At 70.4% G+C, this 16,969-nt stretch carries 20 protein-coding genes; 5 read left to right on the top strand and 15 right to left on the bottom strand.

Annotated elements, in window-relative coordinates:
• Positions 1-80: 80 nt before the first annotated feature.
• The 5 genes from WA675_RS26020 to WA675_RS26000 form a co-directional block, all read right to left on the bottom strand.
• Positions 81-1,289 carry an FAD-dependent oxidoreductase gene (locus WA675_RS26020; RefSeq protein ID WP_336087889.1) on the bottom strand — a complete coding sequence of 403 codons (1,209 nt, stop codon included), beginning with the start codon at positions 1,287-1,289 and terminating at the stop codon, positions 81-83.
• Positions 1,290-1,456: 167 nt separating this feature from the next.
• Positions 1,457-2,098: a PadR family transcriptional regulator gene (locus WA675_RS26015; RefSeq protein ID WP_336087888.1), complete on the bottom strand. Its 642-nt coding sequence runs from the start codon at positions 2,096-2,098 to the stop codon at positions 1,457-1,459.
• Positions 2,099-2,130: 32 nt separating this feature from the next.
• Positions 2,131-3,171 carry a methyltransferase gene (locus WA675_RS26010; protein WP_336087886.1) on the bottom strand — a complete coding sequence of 347 codons (1,041 nt, stop codon included), beginning with the start codon at positions 3,169-3,171 and terminating at the stop codon, positions 2,131-2,133.
• A 24-nt stretch (positions 3,172-3,195) separates the two neighbouring features.
• The gene (locus WA675_RS26005; RefSeq protein WP_336087885.1) at positions 3,196-5,226 is read right to left on the bottom strand and encodes an MDR family MFS transporter; all 2,031 of its coding nucleotides are present in this window, start codon (positions 5,224-5,226) and stop codon (positions 3,196-3,198) included.
• 67 nt (positions 5,227-5,293) lie between these two features.
• On the bottom strand, positions 5,294-5,923 hold the full coding sequence (locus WA675_RS26000; RefSeq protein ID WP_336087883.1) for a TetR/AcrR family transcriptional regulator: 630 nt from the start codon (positions 5,921-5,923) through the stop codon (positions 5,294-5,296).
• Positions 5,924-6,040: 117 nt separating this feature from the next.
• On the opposite strand from WA675_RS26000, the gene WA675_RS25995 reads away from it, so the two are divergent.
• From WA675_RS25995 to WA675_RS25980, 4 genes are read left to right on the top strand one after another with little or no spacing between them, the layout of a single operon-like run.
• Positions 6,041-6,961, top strand: coding sequence for a sigma-70 family RNA polymerase sigma factor (locus WA675_RS25995; protein ID WP_336087882.1), 921 nt, complete (start codon positions 6,041-6,043; stop codon positions 6,959-6,961).
• A 39-nt stretch (positions 6,962-7,000) separates the two neighbouring features.
• Complete coding sequence (locus WA675_RS25990; protein WP_336087881.1) at positions 7,001-7,876, top strand: oxidoreductase; 876 nt, start codon at positions 7,001-7,003, stop codon at positions 7,874-7,876.
• Positions 7,877-7,919: 43 nt separating this feature from the next.
• Positions 7,920-8,348 carry a transcriptional regulator gene (locus tag WA675_RS25985; RefSeq protein WP_336087880.1) on the top strand — a complete coding sequence of 143 codons (429 nt, stop codon included), beginning with the start codon at positions 7,920-7,922 and terminating at the stop codon, positions 8,346-8,348.
• Positions 8,349-8,374: 26 nt separating this feature from the next.
• Positions 8,375-8,713, top strand: coding sequence for a DUF3817 domain-containing protein (locus tag WA675_RS25980; RefSeq protein ID WP_336087924.1), 339 nt, complete (start codon positions 8,375-8,377; stop codon positions 8,711-8,713).
• 63 nt (positions 8,714-8,776) lie between these two features.
• Here WA675_RS25980 and rdgB read toward each other — a convergent pair whose 3' ends face one another.
• The 10 genes from rdgB to clpS all read right to left on the bottom strand — a co-directional run bounded on the left by rdgB (position 8,777) and on the right by clpS (position 15,577).
• The gene (gene rdgB / locus WA675_RS25975) at positions 8,777-9,382 is read right to left on the bottom strand and encodes an RdgB/HAM1 family non-canonical purine NTP pyrophosphatase (protein WP_336087879.1); all 606 of its coding nucleotides are present in this window, start codon (positions 9,380-9,382) and stop codon (positions 8,777-8,779) included.
• A gap of 2 nt (positions 9,383-9,384) precedes the next feature.
• Complete coding sequence (gene rph / locus WA675_RS25970; RefSeq protein WP_336087878.1) at positions 9,385-10,152, bottom strand: ribonuclease PH; 768 nt, start codon at positions 10,150-10,152, stop codon at positions 9,385-9,387.
• A gap of 56 nt (positions 10,153-10,208) precedes the next feature.
• Positions 10,209-10,973, bottom strand: a complete 765-nt coding sequence (locus tag WA675_RS25965; RefSeq protein WP_336087923.1) for a cyclic nucleotide-degrading phosphodiesterase — start codon at positions 10,971-10,973, stop codon at positions 10,209-10,211.
• A gap of 69 nt (positions 10,974-11,042) precedes the next feature.
• Entirely contained in the window at positions 11,043-11,744 is a 702-nt protein-coding gene (locus WA675_RS25960) for a rhomboid family intramembrane serine protease (RefSeq protein ID WP_336087922.1), read from the bottom strand.
• Positions 11,745-11,797: 53 nt separating this feature from the next.
• Positions 11,798-12,760, bottom strand: a complete 963-nt coding sequence (locus WA675_RS25955; protein WP_336087877.1) for a PLP-dependent cysteine synthase family protein — start codon at positions 12,758-12,760, stop codon at positions 11,798-11,800.
• 4 nt (positions 12,761-12,764) lie between these two features.
• Complete coding sequence (locus tag WA675_RS25950; protein WP_336087876.1) at positions 12,765-13,040, bottom strand: MoaD/ThiS family protein; 276 nt, start codon at positions 13,038-13,040, stop codon at positions 12,765-12,767.
• 35 nt (positions 13,041-13,075) lie between these two features.
• On the bottom strand, positions 13,076-13,495 hold the full coding sequence (locus tag WA675_RS25945; protein WP_336087875.1) for a M67 family metallopeptidase: 420 nt from the start codon (positions 13,493-13,495) through the stop codon (positions 13,076-13,078).
• Between the two features lie 102 nt (positions 13,496-13,597).
• The gene (locus WA675_RS25940) at positions 13,598-14,659 is read right to left on the bottom strand and encodes a P1 family peptidase (RefSeq protein WP_442945722.1); all 1,062 of its coding nucleotides are present in this window, start codon (positions 14,657-14,659) and stop codon (positions 13,598-13,600) included.
• The gene (aosR, locus tag WA675_RS25935; protein WP_336087873.1) at positions 14,656-15,225 is read right to left on the bottom strand and encodes an oxidative stress transcriptional regulator AosR; all 570 of its coding nucleotides are present in this window, start codon (positions 15,223-15,225) and stop codon (positions 14,656-14,658) included. The genes WA675_RS25940 and aosR overlap by 4 nt, the downstream gene beginning before the upstream one ends.
• Positions 15,226-15,238: 13 nt before the next feature.
• Positions 15,239-15,577: an ATP-dependent Clp protease adapter ClpS gene (gene clpS, locus WA675_RS25930; RefSeq protein ID WP_336087872.1), complete on the bottom strand. Its 339-nt coding sequence runs from the start codon at positions 15,575-15,577 to the stop codon at positions 15,239-15,241.
• Between the two features lie 59 nt (positions 15,578-15,636).
• Here clpS and WA675_RS25925 point away from each other — a divergent pair, with 59 nt between their 5' ends.
• Positions 15,637-16,950, top strand: a complete 1,314-nt coding sequence (locus tag WA675_RS25925) for a nicotinate phosphoribosyltransferase (RefSeq protein ID WP_336087871.1) — start codon at positions 15,637-15,639, stop codon at positions 16,948-16,950.
• Positions 16,951-16,969 lie beyond the last annotated feature (19 nt).

The following is a 16,969-nucleotide window of genomic DNA, read 5'->3' as shown; positions in this document are numbered from 1 at the left end:
GATCACCGGCCGGGCGCCGGTCGCCGCGAGGTCAGCCGACCGGTGCCCGTCCAGCGCTGCGGCGCGTCGACCGCGCCTGATCAGGGTGTCCCTTTCAGTTCACGCGCGACCGGGGCGTCCCAGTCGATGCGGTAGCGGCGGTCGGCGCCCATGGTCTTCTCCGGGTTCATCACCGTGCGGACCATCAGCGGCAGCAGCGCGTTCATGATCTTGCGGGCGAGCGGGCCCGGGGTCTTGCTGTGGTTGATCTTTGCCGCGCGGGCGGTGATGTCCTCGACGCGGGTGCGGCGCAGTCGTTCGTAGGCGGCGAAGGCCAGGGTGGGGTCGTCGATATCGCGCAGGCAGCGGGCCAGTTGCACAGCGCTCTCGATGGCCAGCGAGGCGCCCTGGCCGGAGCTGTTGGACGGCGCGTGCACCGCGTCGCCGACCAGGACCAGCCGGTCGCGATACCAGTGTGGGACCGGCGGCATGATGTGCAGCGCGCCGGTGATCTCCAGGTCCGCGGCGGTGGTGCGGCGGGCGAATTCGCCGCCGGGGGTGTCGGGGGCGTAGGTCTCGCGCAGGACGCGCAGCCAGTGCTCGGCCGGGACGGCGCGGGCCTCGGTCAGCGAGTAGTACTGCTCGCTGGGCAGGTTCGCGCCCCAGGTGACGCCGCCGTCGGCGTGCTTCCAGTACAGGTAGTAGGCCTTGGCACCGAAGGCGAAGACCATGGTGTCGTCGGGCAGGTCCAGCTCGCAGTCGATCCGGGCGCCGAAGCCGAGCATGCCGGTGTAGTCGGGCCCGGGGGCCTCGGGGTCGATGAGAGTGCGCACAGTGGAGCGGATGCCGTCGGCGCCGACGAGGAGGTCGGCGGTGGCGGTGGTGCCGTCGGCGAAGTGCGCGGTGACGCCGTCGGGGTGTTCGTCGACGTGAGTCAGGCGCTTGTCGTAGGAGAACGGCACACCGGCCGCGACGGCGTGGTCGTGCAGGGTGCGGTGCAGTTCGCCGCGGTCGACGACCTGCAGTGGTGGCTGGTCGGCGAGCATCGGCAGTTCGTGTTCGCGGCCGCCGACGGCCAGGCGCGTGTGCGCGCACGGCAGGGCGATGACGCGCACGGCATCGCCCGCGCCGAGCAGGTCGAGGGCCGCGAGGCCGTTGGGTGCCAGGGCGAGGCCGGAGCCGATGCCGTCGGACGGGCCGGAATAGGCCTCGTAGACGTGGGCGTCGATGCCCGCGCGGTGCAGCGCGGCGGCGGTGACGGGTCCGGCGATGCCACCGCCGATGATCAGCGCGGTACGGGTTCGGGACATGGGTGATCTCCAGATCTGTGTCCGCGTCACCCGGTTATCCTGTGGTTGCCTGCCTCGAGGCCGGGTGCGCGTGGGTTCTCCGTGCGAGCACGGTGTCGGGACGGTTTCGCCGGGCCCGGTGGGGTGTTGCCGCACACCATCGGGTCCGGTGTCTGTTCGGGGCGCCGCTAGTCGCTCCCCCTTTCGCCGAGTGCGGGAATCCGGTCGGAGGGCATGCCGTCGGCGTGCCACTGCCGCCAGGCGTCGAGGCCGTCGAAGGTGCCGGTGCGCAGTTCCTCGCGCAGGGAATCCGCCCAGGCGCGTTCGGCTTCCAGCATCGCCAGGCCGTATTCGGATTCGACGACGAACAGCCGGGGCAGGGTGCCGGTCAGCGCGGTGAGGTCGTTTCGCGTGGTCTCGATGGTCCGGGTCAGCGTGTCGACCCGGGTGCCGAGCAGGGCGATCACCTCGTCGGGCGGCAGGACCGCCAGGATCGACAGGCCCGCGGTGAACCGGTGATGCTCGGGCTCCGGCCGCGCGAGCAGTTCCCGGGTCCAGTCGGCCATCTCGGCCCGTCCGGCGTCGGTGATCCGGTAGATCACCCGCTCGGGTCGGGCTCCCTCGCGCTCGCTGCCCACCACCTCGAGAAACCCGGCCTTGGCCATGTTCTGGACCACCGTGTAGAGCGAACCCCACTTGATGTCCATATCCCGGTCCTTGCCGTGGGCCCGCAGCGTCGCCGCGATCTCGTAGCGATGCATCGGCCGCTGCACGATCACCGACAACACCGCCAGCGCCAGCAGGTTGTTCACCTTACGCTTGCCCGCCACACCCACCTCCTTACTCGTCTACGAATATACGTCTACGAGTAATCGCCGGGCAAGGAGTGTTCAGCGGGGTTATCAGGAACGCCGGGCCGGAATTCCAGCAGGCAGCGCTGCTCGGTCAGGTCCACCACCGCGTCGAGAACCAGCCCGTGCGCGGCGGCCAGCGCCTGGAATTCCGCGATCCGCCGCTCCCGCCCGCCATAGATGACGAGCATGGCCAGATCCATCTCGCTCATCGCCCGCTGACCGCCGACCGGCTCCACCACCAGCACCCGGCCCGTGGGCCCGGCTGCCTCGGCACAGCGGGCCAGAATCCGGTCGGCGTGGTGGTCGTCCCAGTCGTGCAGGATGTCGGAGAGCAGGTAGGCGTCGGCCCCGGCGGGCAGCGGGTCGAAGAAACTCTGCGCGCTCACGTGTGCGCGCCCGGCCAGCCCGCGGGCCGCGAACAGGTCGCGAGCCGCGGTCGCGGTGGGGGCGAGGTCGACCAGGTGGCCGCGGATGTCCGGGTGCGCGTGCAGGATCGCCGCGAGCAGGTCACCGCGGCCGCCGCCGACATCCACGAGCGTGGCGAAACGTGACCAGTCGAACCCGGTGGCGATCCGCGGTGCCTGATCGCGGAACCGCAGGCCCATCTGCTGGTCGAAAGACGTCCGCAGCTCGGCGGATTCGGCGAGATCGGCCCAGAAATCATTGCCGTAGCGGCGCGGATAGGCTGCCTGACCGGTGCTGATGCTGTGCGCGAGTTCGACGAAGGCCAGCTCGGCACGCCCGGCCGCGGAGTCCAGCCGCAGCAGGATGTTCGTGAAGGCGTCGCCGGTGCCGAGATGCGCGCCGAACGCGGTCGTTCGATAGCCCGCCGCGGCCGGTTCCACGATGCCCAGGGTCGCGAGGTGGGCGAGCAGGAGTTCGAGGGCGACCGGGTCGGCGTCGAGTTCGGTGGCCAGGGCGGCCGCGTCGGCCGGGTGGTCGGAGAGGCGGTCGGGGAGGCCGAGGGTCACCGCGACCCGCAGGGCCATCGGGGTCGCCAGGCTCGCCATTCGTCGGAGGGTCTGGGCGTCGTTGTCGTTGTCTGCCACGGGAATCCACTGTGGCACGGCGGGTCAGGTCTTGACGGTGAGGTTGTCGTCGGCGCCCTGGTCGAGGAGTTTGGCGGCGATGTCGGTGAGGGCCTGGTCGAGGAGGGCTCGGTCGGTGGGGTCGTCGGAGTTCCAGTCGTCGAGGCGGTCGCCTAGCCAGCGGCGCCAGCCCGCGCGGAGTTTGGTGATCTCGGTGGTGCCGGATTCGGTGAGGGTGAGGGTGCCCGCGTCGTCGGTCAGGAGGCCGGTGTCGACGGCGTTGCGGAAGACCGGGAGCAGGACCTCGACGGGGACGTGGTGGCGGTAGGCGATGGCGTGGACGGCGGCGGGGTGGCCCTGTTTGTCGGACAGGTAGATCTGGGCGAGGGCCCAGGCGGTGTCGGGGGTCAGGGTGCTGCCGCCCGCGGCGACGATCTGGGGCATGATCGGGCCCTTGGCCCTGGCCCGGCGCACGGTCCCGGCGACCGAGCGTTCCAGCTGGACGATCCGGTCGGGCGAATCGGGCACCGAGAATCCCTCGCCGACATCACCCGCGCCGTGGCGGGCGCTGTCGCGTAATCGCACCTGCGGCAGGAACCAGGCCACCACGAACCCGATCAGCGCCACCGGCACCACCCAGCGGAAGACATAGTCGATCGAGTCCGCGTACGCGTCGATGATCGGCCTGGCCTGCTCCAGCGGCAATTCACGCAGCGCCTTCGGATCGGCCACCACATTCGGCGGTATCCCCGGCGCCTCGCGCATGGCCTCGGCGAGCGCGGTCTGGCTCTGATTGGAGTAGAGCGTGCCGAACACGGCGGTACCGAACGCGCTGCCCAGGGTGCGGAAGAAGGTGACACCGGAGGTGGCGGTGCCCAGGTCGGCGTAGGGCACGGTGTTCTGCACGACGATCGTGAGCACCTGCATCGACAGCCCGAGCCCGGACCCGAGGACCAGCATGTACAGCGATTCCAGCCAGGCACTGGTGTCGCGCCCCATCGTCGACATGAGCGCCAGCCCGATCGCCATCACCGCCATACCCACGATCGGGAAGTACCGGTACTGCCCGGTGCGCCCGACCACCTGCCCGGAGAAGATCGAGGTGACGAACAGGCCAACGACCAGCGGCAGCGTGCGCACCCCGGATTCGGTGGCCGAGGCTCCGTCCACGTATTGCAGGTAGGCGGGCAGATACGTCATCGAGCCGAGCATGGCGAAGCCGACGATGAAACTGAGCACCGAGGACACCGTGAACACCCGGCTGCGGAACAACCGCATCGGCAGCATCGGATCGGCGGCCCGCTGCTCCACCGCGATGAAGTAGTAGATCAGCACCGCGGCCAGCGCGAACAACCCGATGATCTGCCAGGACAGCCAGTCGAACTCGTTGCCGCCGAATTCCAGCGCCAGGATCAGCGCCGAGACGCCCAGCGCGATCAGGCCGATACCCAGGTAGTCCACCACCGGCCGGGTGACCGCCTTGACCCGCGGCAGCGTGCGCGCGGCCATCAGCACCATGACGATGGCGATCGGCACATTGACGTAAAAGCACCATCGCCAGCTCGCGTGGTCGGTGAACAGCCCGCCCAGCGTCGGCCCGACGACGGTGGTCACGCCGAACACCGCGCCGAGGGCGCCCTGGTACTTGCCGCGTTCGCGCAGCGGAATGGTGTCGGCGATGAGCGCCATGGAGGTGACCATCAGCCCGCCCGCACCCACCCCCTGGATGCCGCGCGCGATCACCAGCACCACCATGCCGCCCGCGACCCCGGCCAGCGCCGATCCGGCGATGAAGATGATCGCGCTGAGCTGGAAGAGCAGTTTGCGGCCGAACAGGTCACCGAGTTTGCCCGCCAGGGCGGTCGCCACCGCCTCGGCCAGCAGATACGCCGTGACCACCCACGCCATGTGCCCGGCGCTGCCGAGATCGGCCACGATGCTGGGCAGTGCCGCCGAGACGATCGTCTGGTCGAGGGCCGCCATGAGCATGCCGAGCACCACCGTCGCGAAGATGACATTGATCTTGGCCCGGCTCATCGGCTCGACGGGATCGGCTACAGCAACACCCTCCGGCATTGCCCCAGTATGGGCTTTCCCCCTCGGTCCCGGAGTTCAGTGACACGGCAGCAATCCGACCGAGACCTCAGCGCACGGCGTACTCGCCCAGGCCGGGTTCGAGCGCGTCGAAGGCGGCGCGGGCGTAGCCGAGGAGCGCGGTGGCGATGTCGTCACCGGATTCGCCCGCCAGCGACCGGCGCAGGATCTCCTCGAACAGCACCCGCTGCACCCCGGCCAGCTGCGCGGCGGCGACCCGGGGGGTGATGTCGCCGGGGGCGGCGCCGGTCTCCTCGGCCAGCACCTCGGCCAGTACCGTCTCGCGCACCTCGTGGAACTCGCGCAGGCGCGCCACCAGCGCGGGACTGTCGGTGATCATCGTCGCGAACGGCTTGCCGCTGAAACCGATCACCGGGTCCTGCGCCTCGACGGCGGCGAGGTAGGCGGCGCGCAACGCGGCCAGCGCGGACTCCCCCGGCGCCCGACCCCGCACGACGGCGGCGAGCTGGCCGGTGAAGACCGGGCCGAGATCCAGCGCGAGGTCCTCCTTGCGCGGGAAGTAGTTGGTGACGGTCATCTTGGCGACATCGGCGGCCGCGGCGATCTCGGCGATGGTCACCTTGTCGAACCCACGCGCCAGGAACAGCTCGGTCGCGCGATGCGAGATCTGCTCCTTGGTCTGCTGTTTCTTCCTGGCCCTGAGTCCCGGTGTGGTCATAGAGGCAAGCGTAGCTGAAGTCGACCCAAATTTGTTCTTGACATATTTTTAGGTCGAGTCTAAGTTTGTGTTCGTCGCCGCGAGCCACCCGATCTCGCCGTATCGAACGGAGCTCTTTTGCACGTCACCGCCGATCCCGTCCGCGACTACCTCACCGCGATCGCCCGCACTCCCCTGCTCACCCCCGAGCAGGAGTACGCGCTGGCCGCCCGCATCGCCGCCGGGGCCGCGGCGCGCGCCGAACTCGACGCCGACGCGGCCGCGGGCATCGAACCCACCGCCGAGCGGCGCGCGGAGCTGCACCGCGCCGAACGGGCAGGTCTGCACGCCAAGGACCAGATGGTGCGGGCGAATCTGCGCCTGGTCGTCTCCATCGCGCGCCGCTTCCCCACCAACACCGGCATGTCGCTGCTGGATCTCATCCAGGAGGGCACGCTCGGCCTGATCCGCGCGGTAGAGAAGTTCGATCACGAGCGCGGGCTCAAGCTCTCGACCTACGCGACCTATTGGATCCGGCAGTCGATCGGGCGCGCGCTCACCGATCAGGGCCGCACCATCCGACTGCCCTCGAACGTCGCCGACGTGCTGCACCGGGTGATCAAGGTGCGCCGCGAGCTGGCCCAGCAGCTCGGCAGGCCCGCCACCGTCGAAGAGCTGGCGGTGGCCGCGGAGATCGACGTCGCCCAGGTGGCGAGGATGCTGCGACTCGAAGCCGAACCTGTCTCGCTGCACGCACCCATCGGCGAGGACACCGAGCTGGGCGCCCTGCTGCCCGACACCGCGCCCGCCCCGGCCGACGTGGTGGCCGAGCAGATGCTGCGCGGCTATGTCGAGGCCGCGATGACGGTCCTGACCGAGCGCGAATCCGCCGTCATCCGGCTGCGTTTCGGCCTCGATCGCGGGGAGGCGCGCACACTGGAGGAGGTAGGGTCCGCGCTGGGTGTCTCGCGGGAGCGGGCCAGGCAGATCGAGGCCAAGGCGATGACCAAACTGCGCAGACCCGGCTGTGCGGGCGCGCTGGCCGGACTGCTCGGCTGACCCCTTCCCTCCTATCTTACTCCAGAGTAAGGTCGGGGCATGGCATGGAAACCAACTGACATCGCGGACCAGAGCGGGCGCACGTTCGTGATCACCGGGGCCAACGGCGGCCTCGGCACCGAGACCACCCGGGTGCTGGCGGGCAAGGGCGCCACCGTGATCATGGCCTGCCGCAACGCGGCCAAGGCCCAGCCGATCGCCGACGCCATCCCGGGTGACGTGCGGGTGGCCGCGCTGGACCTGGCCGACCTGGCTTCCGTGCGCGCCTTCGCCGAGCAGCAGGGCGACTTCGATGTGCTGATCAACAACGCGGGCCTGATGAACATCCCGTTCTCGCGCACCGCCGACGGCTTCGAGACCCAGTTCGGCGTCAACCACCTGGGCCACTTCGCGCTCACCGGCCTGCTGCTGGACCGCATCCGCGACCGGGTGGTGACGCTGGCCTCCATCGCCCACAAGCAGACCCCCAAGCTCTGGATCGACGACCTCAACTACGAGAACCGCCGCTACCAGCGCAATCTCGCCTACGCCCAGGCCAAGCTGGCCAACCTCATGTTCGGCCGCGAACTCCAGCACCGGCTCACCGCCGCGGGCTCGGCGACCAAGTCCTACGCCGTGCACCCCGGCGTCTCCGCGACCGACCTGTTCGCCCGCACCGAGACCCCGATCGACCGGGTGAGCAAGCCGTTCATCAAGCTCATCGGCCACCCGCCGCACCGGGCCGCCTACTCCACCCTCTTCGCCGCCACCGAACCGGGCGCCGACCCGACCATCTACTGGGGTCCCAACAAGTGGATGCAGTCGCAGGGCCCGGTGGAGGCGTGCCCGTCGAGCGCGATCTCGCGCAATCGGGAACTGCAGCGCAGGCTGTGGACCGAATCGGAGCGGATGACCGGCGTCACCTACAAGTTCTGACCTGCTCCTACGCACCCTGTAGTAGGCGGGTACCGTGGAGCGCGTGTCCGCTTCCTCGCCCCGTCCAGCGCACAACCGACCGGCTCTGATCGCGCTGGTCGTCGTGGTCGCGCTGGGCTGTCTGGCCCTGGCCTGGTGGCAGTGGGAGCGGTTCGAATCGTCCTCGGGCACCGGCCAGAACCTCGGCTACGCCCTGCAGTGGCCGCTGTTCGCCGCCTTCGCGGTGTTCGCCTACGTGCGGTTCGTGCGTCTGGAACGCGAGGCCGAGGCCCCCGCCGACGAGCGCCCGCGCAAGGTCGAGGCCCCGCGCGAGATCCCCGCGGGGATCCTGCCGGAGCGGCCCGTCGCGGCCGCCGCCGACGACCCGGAGACGGTCGCCTACAACCAGTACCTGGCGCAGTTGCACGCCAGCGATATCGACGCGCAGGTCCGCTCGGCCGGTCTGCACGCCCCAGAGAGGAACGCCGGGTGACCGACAACGACACCACCGCCCCGTCGCTGGACAAGGACGCCGACGCTCCCGCGGGCGCGGCCAAGATCGCCTCGGCGCTGCTGCGCTACCGGGTGCTGGCCTGGGTCACCGGCCTGTGGCTGCTGCTGCTCACCTTCGAGATGGTCGCCAAGTACGGCTTCGGCGTCGACACCCCGAGCTGGATCGCGGTGGTGCACGGCTGGGTGTACTTCGCCTACCTGCTGGTCACCGCCGACCTCGCGGTCAAGGTCCGCTGGCCCATCGGCCGCACGGTCGGCACCCTCATCGCGGGCACCATCCCGTTCCTGTCCTTCTTCGTCGAGCACCGCAACGCCAACGACGTGAAGAACCAGTACAACCTCTGACCCCAAACGCCGAACGCCGCCACTCCCCCGGAGCGGCGGCGTTCGTCATTCCGCCAGCTGATTTCAGGCCAGCGCGGCCAGGGCGGGGATGAGCTGGGTGAGGGCGCGGCCGCGGTGGGAGACGGCGTCCTTCTCGGCGGGGGTGAGTTCGGCGGCGGAACCGGTGCCGCCCTCGGGCAGGAACAGCGGGTCGTAGCCGAAGCCGCCCTCACCGCGCGGGCCGCGGGCGATGCGGCCGGGCCATTCGCCGCGAACCACGGTGGTGGTGCCGTCGGGCAGGACCAGCGCGCAGGTGGAGACGAAGGCGGCGCCGCGCCGCTCGTCGGGGACGTCGCCGAGCTGGCCGAGCAGCAGGGCGTTGTTGGCGGCGTCGTCACCGTGCTTGCCCGACCAGCGCGCCGACAGCACACCAGGCATGCCGTTGAGCGCGTCCACCTCGATGCCGGAATCGTCGGCCACACAGGGCAATCCGGTCGCCACGGCACCGTCGCGGGCCTTGGCGATCGCGTTCTCCTCGAAGGTGGCGCCGGTTTCGGGCGCCTCCTCGTAGGGTGGCACATCGGCTAGGCTCACCAGCTCGATCCCGGCCACGCCCGCCTCGTCGAGGATGCGGCGCAGTTCCCTCAGCTTCTTGGCATTTCGGCTGGCCACCAGCACGCGCGCGGCCACGGCTACTTCTTCGCGGCGGCGGGCTCGGGCAGCACGCCCGGATACGGCAGCGCGAGGGCTTCCTTCTGCACCGCGAACAGCTGCTCGCAACCGGCCAGGGCCGAGTCCAGCAGCTTGTCCAGGGTCGAGCGCGGGAAGGTGGCGCCCTCGCCGGTGCCCTGGATCTCGACCAGGGTGCCGGTGTCGGTGGCGACCACATTCATGTCGACCTCGGCGCGCGAGTCCTCCTCGTAGGGCAGGTCCAGGCGCACCCGGCCGTCCACCACGCCCACGCTCACCGCGGCGATCATGCACGAGATCGGTTGCGGGTCGGCCAGTTTGCCCGCGGCGGCCAGGTAGGTCACCGCGTCGTGCAGCGCCACGTAGGCGCCGGTGATGGCGGCGGTGCGGGTACCGCCGTCGGCCTGGAGGACATCACAGTCCAGGGCGATGGTGTTCTCGCCGAGCGCGGCCAGGTCGATGCAGGCCCGCAGCGAACGCCCGATCAGCCTGCTGATCTCCTGGGTGCGCCCGCCCACCTTGCCCTTGACCGACTCGCGGCCGCTGCGGGTGTGGGTGGCGGCGGGCAGCATGGCGTACTCGGCGGTGAGCCAGCCGAGCCCGGAATCCCGGCGCCACGGCGGCACCCCCTCGGTGACGCTCGCGGTGCACATCACCCGCGTCTGCCCGAATTCCACCAGGACCGACCCCGCCGGGTGCGAGGTGAATCCCCGGGTGATCTTCACTTCGCGGAGTTCGTCATCCGCTCTGCCATCGGCTCGTCTCGACACGCGGACAGTCTAGGGGCAGCGGCCTCGCGCACGGGGCCGGGGCGTGGACGTGCGCGTCAGAGATCGAAGCTCTCGCCCGGTGACACCGCGTGCACCGGACCGGCGAAGGCGGCCTTGGCCTCGGCGATCACGTCCTCGCGCGAGGTCCACGGCGGGATGTGGGTGAGCAGCAGTTCCTTGGCGCCGGACCGGGTGGCGATCTCACCGGCCTCGGTGCCCGAAAGGTGGATGCCCGGAGGACGATTGGCCGGATCGTGGGTCCACGACGCCTCGGCCATCAGCACGTCCGCGCCCTGGGCCAGCTCGACCACGGCATCACACATGGCCGTGTCGCCGGTGTAGACGAACACGCGGCCGTCGGCGGCGGTGATGCGCAGGCCGTAGGACTCCGGCGGGTGGTACATCCGCCGCGCCTCCACCGTGTGGCCGGGGCCGAACGGGATCGGGGTGTTCTCCACCCAGGCCTGCGAGTCGATCACGTCGGACCAGTCGTCGGTCTCGCCGCCGATCTCGGCCGAGGCGTTGCCGATGCGCAGTGCCGCGTCGGACGGGCCACGCACCAGGGCCCGGCCGGTGGGCGGGTTCGGGTGGTAGCGGCGCCAGACCAGCAAGGCGGGCAGGTCCAGGCAGTGGTCGGCGTGCAGGTGGGTGAGGAAGATGTCGACGTCACCCGGGTTGAGATGCTTCTGCAGCGCACCGAAGATCCCGGGGCCGAAGTCGATGACGGTCGGCCGCATATCGGGGCCCGTCAGCAGGTAACCCGACGCTGGGGAGTCCGGGCCGGACACGCTGCCCGAGCACCCGAGGACGGTAAGGCGCATGCCCTCATGCTGCCACGACGTGCTGGTGCTCACTGCAGGATCCCCCCATTTCCCAGACCGGATCCCCGGCTACCGCGTTGGTACGACCGATGCTCCACGGCGGCGTCGACGTTCATCTGATGAGAGTACCCAGCCCGCCAGCACTCCACCCACCGCCCCGAAAAGATGCCCCTGCCAAGAAATTCGGGGGTCGCTGGGCAGCACGCCCCAGAGCATGGAGCCGTAGATCAGGAAGATCACCAGCCCCACCACGATCTGGCCGACATGACGGGTGAACCAGCCTCGGCAGATCAGATAGGTGAGCCAGCCGAATACGATCGACGACGCCCCCAGGTGCACACTCCCCGACGACGCGGTGAGCCAGGTGCCCACCCCCGCGACGACCCAGATGATCGCCGTGGCCGCGAGCCCACGCCCGATCCCCGACAGCAGCACCACGAAGCCGAGCACCAGCAGCGGCAGCGTATTGGCGAGCAGATGGTCCCACCCGCCGTGCAGCAGCGGCGCCCACAGGATGCCGTCGAGCCCGTCGACCGAGCGCGGCGCGATCCCGGCCTCGTCGAGCTGGTTGAGCGTGCCCGCGGGCCGGTCGTGCGACAGGATCGTGTCGATCCCCTCGATCACGTACAGCGCGCCGACGAACCCGAGAATCACCACCGCGGCCTGCGCCCACGTCCGCGTCTGCCGCGGCGCGGGGCCCGCCGAACGCCCCTGCAATCCCGCGATCCGATCCGGGTCGAACGACGCGCCCAGTCCACCACTCACCGACATCGCCTCCACTCCGGCCGGGGACAAGCCCACTACGTCGAGCGTACCGAAACCGGTCAGGCCCAGAGCTGGCCTTCGAGCTTCTCCTCGGCTTCGTCGAGCGTGCCGTCGTAGGCGCCGGTGGACAGGTACTTCCAGCCGCCGTCGGCCACCACGAACGCGATATCGGCGCGCTTGCCCGCCTTCAGTGCCTTTTTACCGATGCCCAGGGCGGCGTGCAGGATCGCGCCGGTGGAGATCCCGGCGAAGATGCCTTCCTCGCCGACCAGTTCCCTGGTGCGCTTGACCGCGTCATACGGCCCGACGGAGAAGCGCGTGGTGAGCACCTTCTCGTCGTAGAGCTCCGGGATGAACCCCTCGTCGATATTGCGCAGCCCGTAGACCAGCTCGCCATAGCGCGGCTCAGCCGCCACGATCTCGATATCCGGAACCTGTTCACGCAGGTAACGCCCGGTGCCCATGAGCGTGCCGGTGGTGCCCAGACCCGCCACGAAGTGGGTGATCTCGGGCAGGTCGGCCAGCAGTTCGGGGCCGGTGTTCTCGTAGTGCGCCAGCGCGTTGGCCGGGTTGCCGTACTGGTAGAGCATCACCCAGTCGGGGTTCTCGGCGGCGATCTGCTTGGCCAGCGCCACGGCCTGGTTGGAGCCGCCCGCGGCGGGCGAGTCGATGATCTCGGCACCGAACATGGTGAGCAGCTGACGCCGCTCCACCGAGGTGTTCTCCGGCATCACGCACACGATCCGGTAGCCCTTGAGCTTGGCCGCCATGGCCAGCGAGATCCCGGTATTGCCGCTGGTGGGCTCCAGAATGGTGCAGCCGGGGGTGAGCAGCCCGTCGGCCTCGGCCTGTTCGATCATCCGCAGCGCGGGGCGGTCCTTGATCGAGCCGGTCGGGTTGCGGTCCTCGAGCTTGGCCCACAGCCGCACGTGGTGCTCGCCGTCCCACTGCGGCGACAGCGTCTGCAGCCCGACCAGGGGCGTGTTGCCGAGGGTCGCGATCAGCGATTCGTAACGGGCCACGGTGTTACGCGCCGCCCGCCACGGCGGGCAGGATGGTGACCGACGCGTCCGCGGGCACCTCGGCGTCGAGACCACCGGCGAAGCGCACGTCCTCGTCGCCGACGTAGATATTGACGTAGCGGTTGAGCTTGCCGTCCTTGAGCAGGCGCTCGGCCAGGCCCGGATGGCTGGCCTCGAGGTTGTCGATCAGCGCGGACAGGGTCGAACCCTCGCCCTGGACTCGCTTCTCGCCTCCGGTGAGACCACGCATGATGGTGGGGATGGACACGGTGACCGGCATGGTGACTCCTCGGTGATGACTTCGTTCGGTGGGGTTCAGGCGTCGTAGGACTCGACGACGCGCACCGGTTCCTCGGTGACCTCGCCCTCGAGAATGCGGTAGCTGCGCAGCTCGTGCTGGTCCGCGTCGCGGGTGGAGATCAGCACGTAGTGCGCGTCGGGCTCGGAGGCGTAGGAGATGTCGGTGCGGCTGGGGTAGGCCTCGGTGGCGGTGTGCGAGTGGTAGATGACGACCGGGGTCTCGTCGGCGTCGTCCATCGCGCGCCAGACCTTCAGCTGCTCGCCGGAATCGAACCGGTAGAAGGTGGGCGAGCGTTCGGCGTTGACCATGGCCACGAAGCGTTCCGGGCGGTCGCTGCCCTCGGGTCCGGCGATGATCCCGCAGGCCTCGTCGGGGTGGTCGGCGCGGGCGTGCGCCACCATGGCGTCCACGAGGTCGGCCCTGATCACCAGCACTTGTCGGCCCTTTCCACATCCTGTTCCAGCGGTGCCGAGCACCAGTCTCGACAACCACTCACCCTATTCGGCTATTCCGGTGGGTGCGCACGCCGGGCCGGATCAGGGCGCGAACAGGTCGCGGTAGGCGGGGATGTCGGCGATGGAGGTGGCGCTGCGGACCGCGTCGACCACGGCCCGTTCGACGACAACGGCCGCGGCGGTGCACAGCTGGTCGAGCAGCAGCAGATCCGCCGGGAAAGCCGGGGGTAGCGGGACGGCCGGGGCCTGCTTCGCGCCGGTGCTGAGGGCGAAGAGGGTGTCGCCGTCGAGCGGGGAGTGCACCGGGCGGATCGCGCGGGCCAGCCCGTCGTGCGCGGTGGCGGCGAGCCTGCGGCACCCGGCCGGGTCGAGGGCGGCGTCGGTGGCCACCACGCCGATGGTCGTATTGAGCACGGTGCCCTTCACCGGCAGCGCGTTCAGCGCGGCGATCTGTTCGGGCGTGCCCGGTGCGAGCCCGAAGAATTCCGGCCCGTCGGTGCCCGTGCCCCAGGGCAACCCGGTGCGCGGGTCGACCACCGAGCCGACCGGATTGGCGACGATCACCGCGCCCACGGTCATCCCCTCCCCCGGCCCGTCACCGAGAACCACACTCGCCGAACCGATTCCACCCTTGAGCGCCCCGGCCCGCGCGCCGACCCCCGCCCCGGCGGTACCGCGCGCGAACTCGGTCGAGGCGGCCTCGGCGGCGCGGAAACCCGCGTCCGCGTCGGGCCGGATGTGCCAGTCCCCCACCGGCAGGTCGAAGATCACCGCGGCGGGCACGATCGGCACCACCCGGCTCGGATCGGCCGGGTCCATCGGGATGCCCTCGCCGTGTTCCTCGGCCCAGCGCAGCACGCCGTCGGCGGCAGCCAGGCCGTAGGCGCTGCCGCCGGTGAGCAGGATCGCGTGCAGCTGGCGGACGGTATTGGCGGGGTCGAGCAGGTCGGTCTCGCGGGTGCCGGGGCCGCCACCGCGCACGTCGACCGCGGCCGTCGCGCCGCCCGGTACCCGCACCACCGTGCAGCCGGTCGCCGCGCCGGAACCCAGGGTGACCTCGGCGTCGAGGCGCTGCCAATGACCGACGAGCACCCCCGCCACATCGGTGACGGCATCGCGGGCGCCCGGCGCGCTGCGCATCAGGGGGCCAATGCCTGCAGCAGTGAGTCCTGCATCCAGGTGAGCCAGTGGTAGACGTCCAGATGCGGCGCGCGCGGATCGTCGGGATCGAAATGCTCGGGCGTGTCGTCATCGATGTCGAGCAGCGTGCCCAGGGCCAGGCGCACATCGGTGAGCGCGGCCAGCCAGGCGTCGGCCTGCTCGGGGGTGAGCACGATGCGCCCGCCCGTCTCCGGGCAGCTGTCGAGCACGGTGCGGCCCGCGGCGAGCTTGGCGTCGATGATCTCCGGCTCGTGCAGGCTGCGCAGCGCGCTGTTGAGGTCGGCGCGCTTGGCGTCGGGCGAGCCGGGTTCGGCACGGTGGAAGTCGGGCAGCAGGCGCAGCAGCTGCGGGTCGTCCGGCGGGGTGGAATTGCCGGTGCGCAGCCCGGTGAGGGCGGCGAGTTCGTCTTCGGGGGCCTCGTTGGCCCGGTCGCTGAGCAGGCCGGACACGGCCCCGATCAGCGAGCGCAACACGGTGGCCTCGTGCTCGTCCATCTCGGATCGAAGCTTCAGGCCACTCAGCGAGTTCTTCCGGCTCCACTTGCGCACAGGGCCACGGTACTCAGTCGTCGCGCTGCATGGTTGCCCAGAGGCCCGCGGCGTGCAACCGGCGCACGTCCTGTTCCATCTTGTCGCGCGATCCGGAGGACACCACCGCCTTGCCCTCGTTGTGCACCTGCAGCATCAACTCGGTCGCCTTGGCTTTGCTGTAGCCGAACAGCTTCTGGAAGATGTAGGTGACGTAGTGCATGAGGTTCACCGGGTCGTCCCAGACGACAGTCACCCAGGGGCGGTCCTCGGCCTCCAGGATCTCGGCGTGCTCGACGGCCTCCGGCGTAGCCTGTGGCGCCGAGAGGACGGCGTTCACGATGTCGGCTCGAACGGAATTGCACACGGCCATAAACCCCAGGGTACGACGAGGGCGGCCGGAAACAACACCCGGTGACTACAGTTTCTCGTGTGCCCCACCGTGACGAGTCCGCCAGCACCGCGTTGCTGACCGACCAGTACGAGCTGACCATGCTGGCCGCGGCCCTGGCCGACGGTTCCGCGCACCGGCGCTGCACCTTCGAGGTGTTCGCCCGCCGGTTGCCCAACGGCCGCCGCTACGGCGTGGTGGCGGGCACGGGCAGGCTGCTCGACGCGCTGCGCGAGTTCCGCTTCGGCCCCGACGAGCTCGACGTGGTGGCGAGATTCCTCGATCCGGCGACCGTCGACTGGTTGCGCGAGTATCGCTTCACCGGCGATATCGACGGCTACGCCGAGGGCGAGCTGTACTTCCCCGGCTCGCCGATCCTGACCGTGCGCGGCAGCTTCGCCGAGTGCGTGCTGCTGGAGACGCTGGCCCTGTCGATCTTCAATCACGACAGCGCCGTCGCCTCGGCGGCCGCGCGGATGGTCAGCGCCGCGGCCGGGCGCCGGACCATCGAGATGGGGTCGCGGCGCACCCACGAGCTGGCCGCGCCGTCGAGTTCGCGCGCGGCCTACCTGGCCGGTTTCGACGCCACCTCCAATCTCGAGGCGGTGCGCGGCTTCGGCGTGCCGGGCGCGGGCACCAGCGCGCACGCGTTCACCCTGCTGCACTCCGGCGCCGACGGCGAGCACGAGGCGGCGGCCTTCCGCAGCCAGATCGCGGCGCTCGGCGTGTCGACCACGCTGCTGGTCGACACCTTCGACATCACCCGCGGCGTGGCCACCGCCATCGAGGTGGCCGGTCCCGAGCTGGGTGGGGTCCGCATCGATTCCGGTGATCTCGGCGTGCTGGCCCGGCAGGTCCGCGACCAGCTCGACGGGCTCGGCGCCACCGGCACCCGGATCGTGGTCTCCGGCGACCTGGACGAATACGCCATCGCCGCGCTGCGCGCCGAACCGGTGGACGTCTACGGCGTGGGCACCTCGCTGGTCACCGGGTCGGGCGCGCCGACCGCGGGCATGGTCTACAAGCTGGTCGAGGTCGACGGCATCCCGGTCGCCAAGCGGTCCAGTCACAAGCAGTCGCGCGGCGGCACCAAGAAGGCGGTCCGGCTGGCCCGCGCCACCGGCACCATCGTGGAGGAGATCATCTACCCGGCCGCCGGGGAGGCGCCCGCCACCGACGGATTCCAGGTGCGGGAGCTGCAGGTGCCGCTGGTGCGCAAGGGCGAGATCGTCGACGAGGTGGCCACGCTGGCGCGGAGCCGGGAGCTGGTCGCGCGCGGGCTGGTCAGCCTGCCGTGGGAGGGGCTGAAGCTCTCGGCGGGCGAGCCCGCGATCACCACGACCTTCCTGGGCTGAGGACAATGGTGGTGGACGA

The sequence above is a fragment of the Nocardia sp. SSK8 genome (assembly GCF_037034205.1).
GTDB lineage: Bacteria > Actinomycetota > Actinomycetes > Mycobacteriales > Mycobacteriaceae > Nocardia.
The sequence above is the reverse complement of the archived record's forward strand: the minus strand, read 5'-3'. Positions and strand labels throughout refer to the sequence as shown.

What these genes read in the sequence shown, in the direction of transcription:
- WA675_RS26000 (WP_336087883.1), bottom strand. Translation starts at nt 5,923, where the DNA reads ATGACCACACCGGGACTCAGGGCCAGGAAGAAACAGCAGACCAAGGAG.
- clpS (WP_336087872.1), bottom strand. Translation starts at nt 15,577, where the DNA reads ATGGCCGTGTGCAATTCCGTTCGAGCCGACATCGTGAACGCCGTCCTC.
- WA675_RS25990 (WP_336087881.1), top strand. Translation starts at nt 7,001, where the DNA reads ATGGCATGGAAACCAACTGACATCGCGGACCAGAGCGGGCGCACGTTC.
- WA675_RS26005 (WP_336087885.1), bottom strand. Translation starts at nt 5,226, where the DNA reads ATGCCGGAGGGTGTTGCTGTAGCCGATCCCGTCGAGCCGATGAGCCGG.
- WA675_RS25965 (WP_336087923.1), bottom strand. Translation starts at nt 10,973, where the DNA reads ATGCGCCTTACCGTCCTCGGGTGCTCGGGCAGCGTGTCCGGCCCGGAC.
- WA675_RS26020 (WP_336087889.1), bottom strand. Translation starts at nt 1,289, where the DNA reads ATGTCCCGAACCCGTACCGCGCTGATCATCGGCGGTGGCATCGCCGGA.
- WA675_RS25960 (WP_336087922.1), bottom strand. Translation starts at nt 11,744, where the DNA reads ATGTCGGTGAGTGGTGGACTGGGCGCGTCGTTCGACCCGGATCGGATC.
- WA675_RS25950 (WP_336087876.1), bottom strand. Translation starts at nt 13,040, where the DNA reads ATGCCGGTCACCGTGTCCATCCCCACCATCATGCGTGGTCTCACCGGA.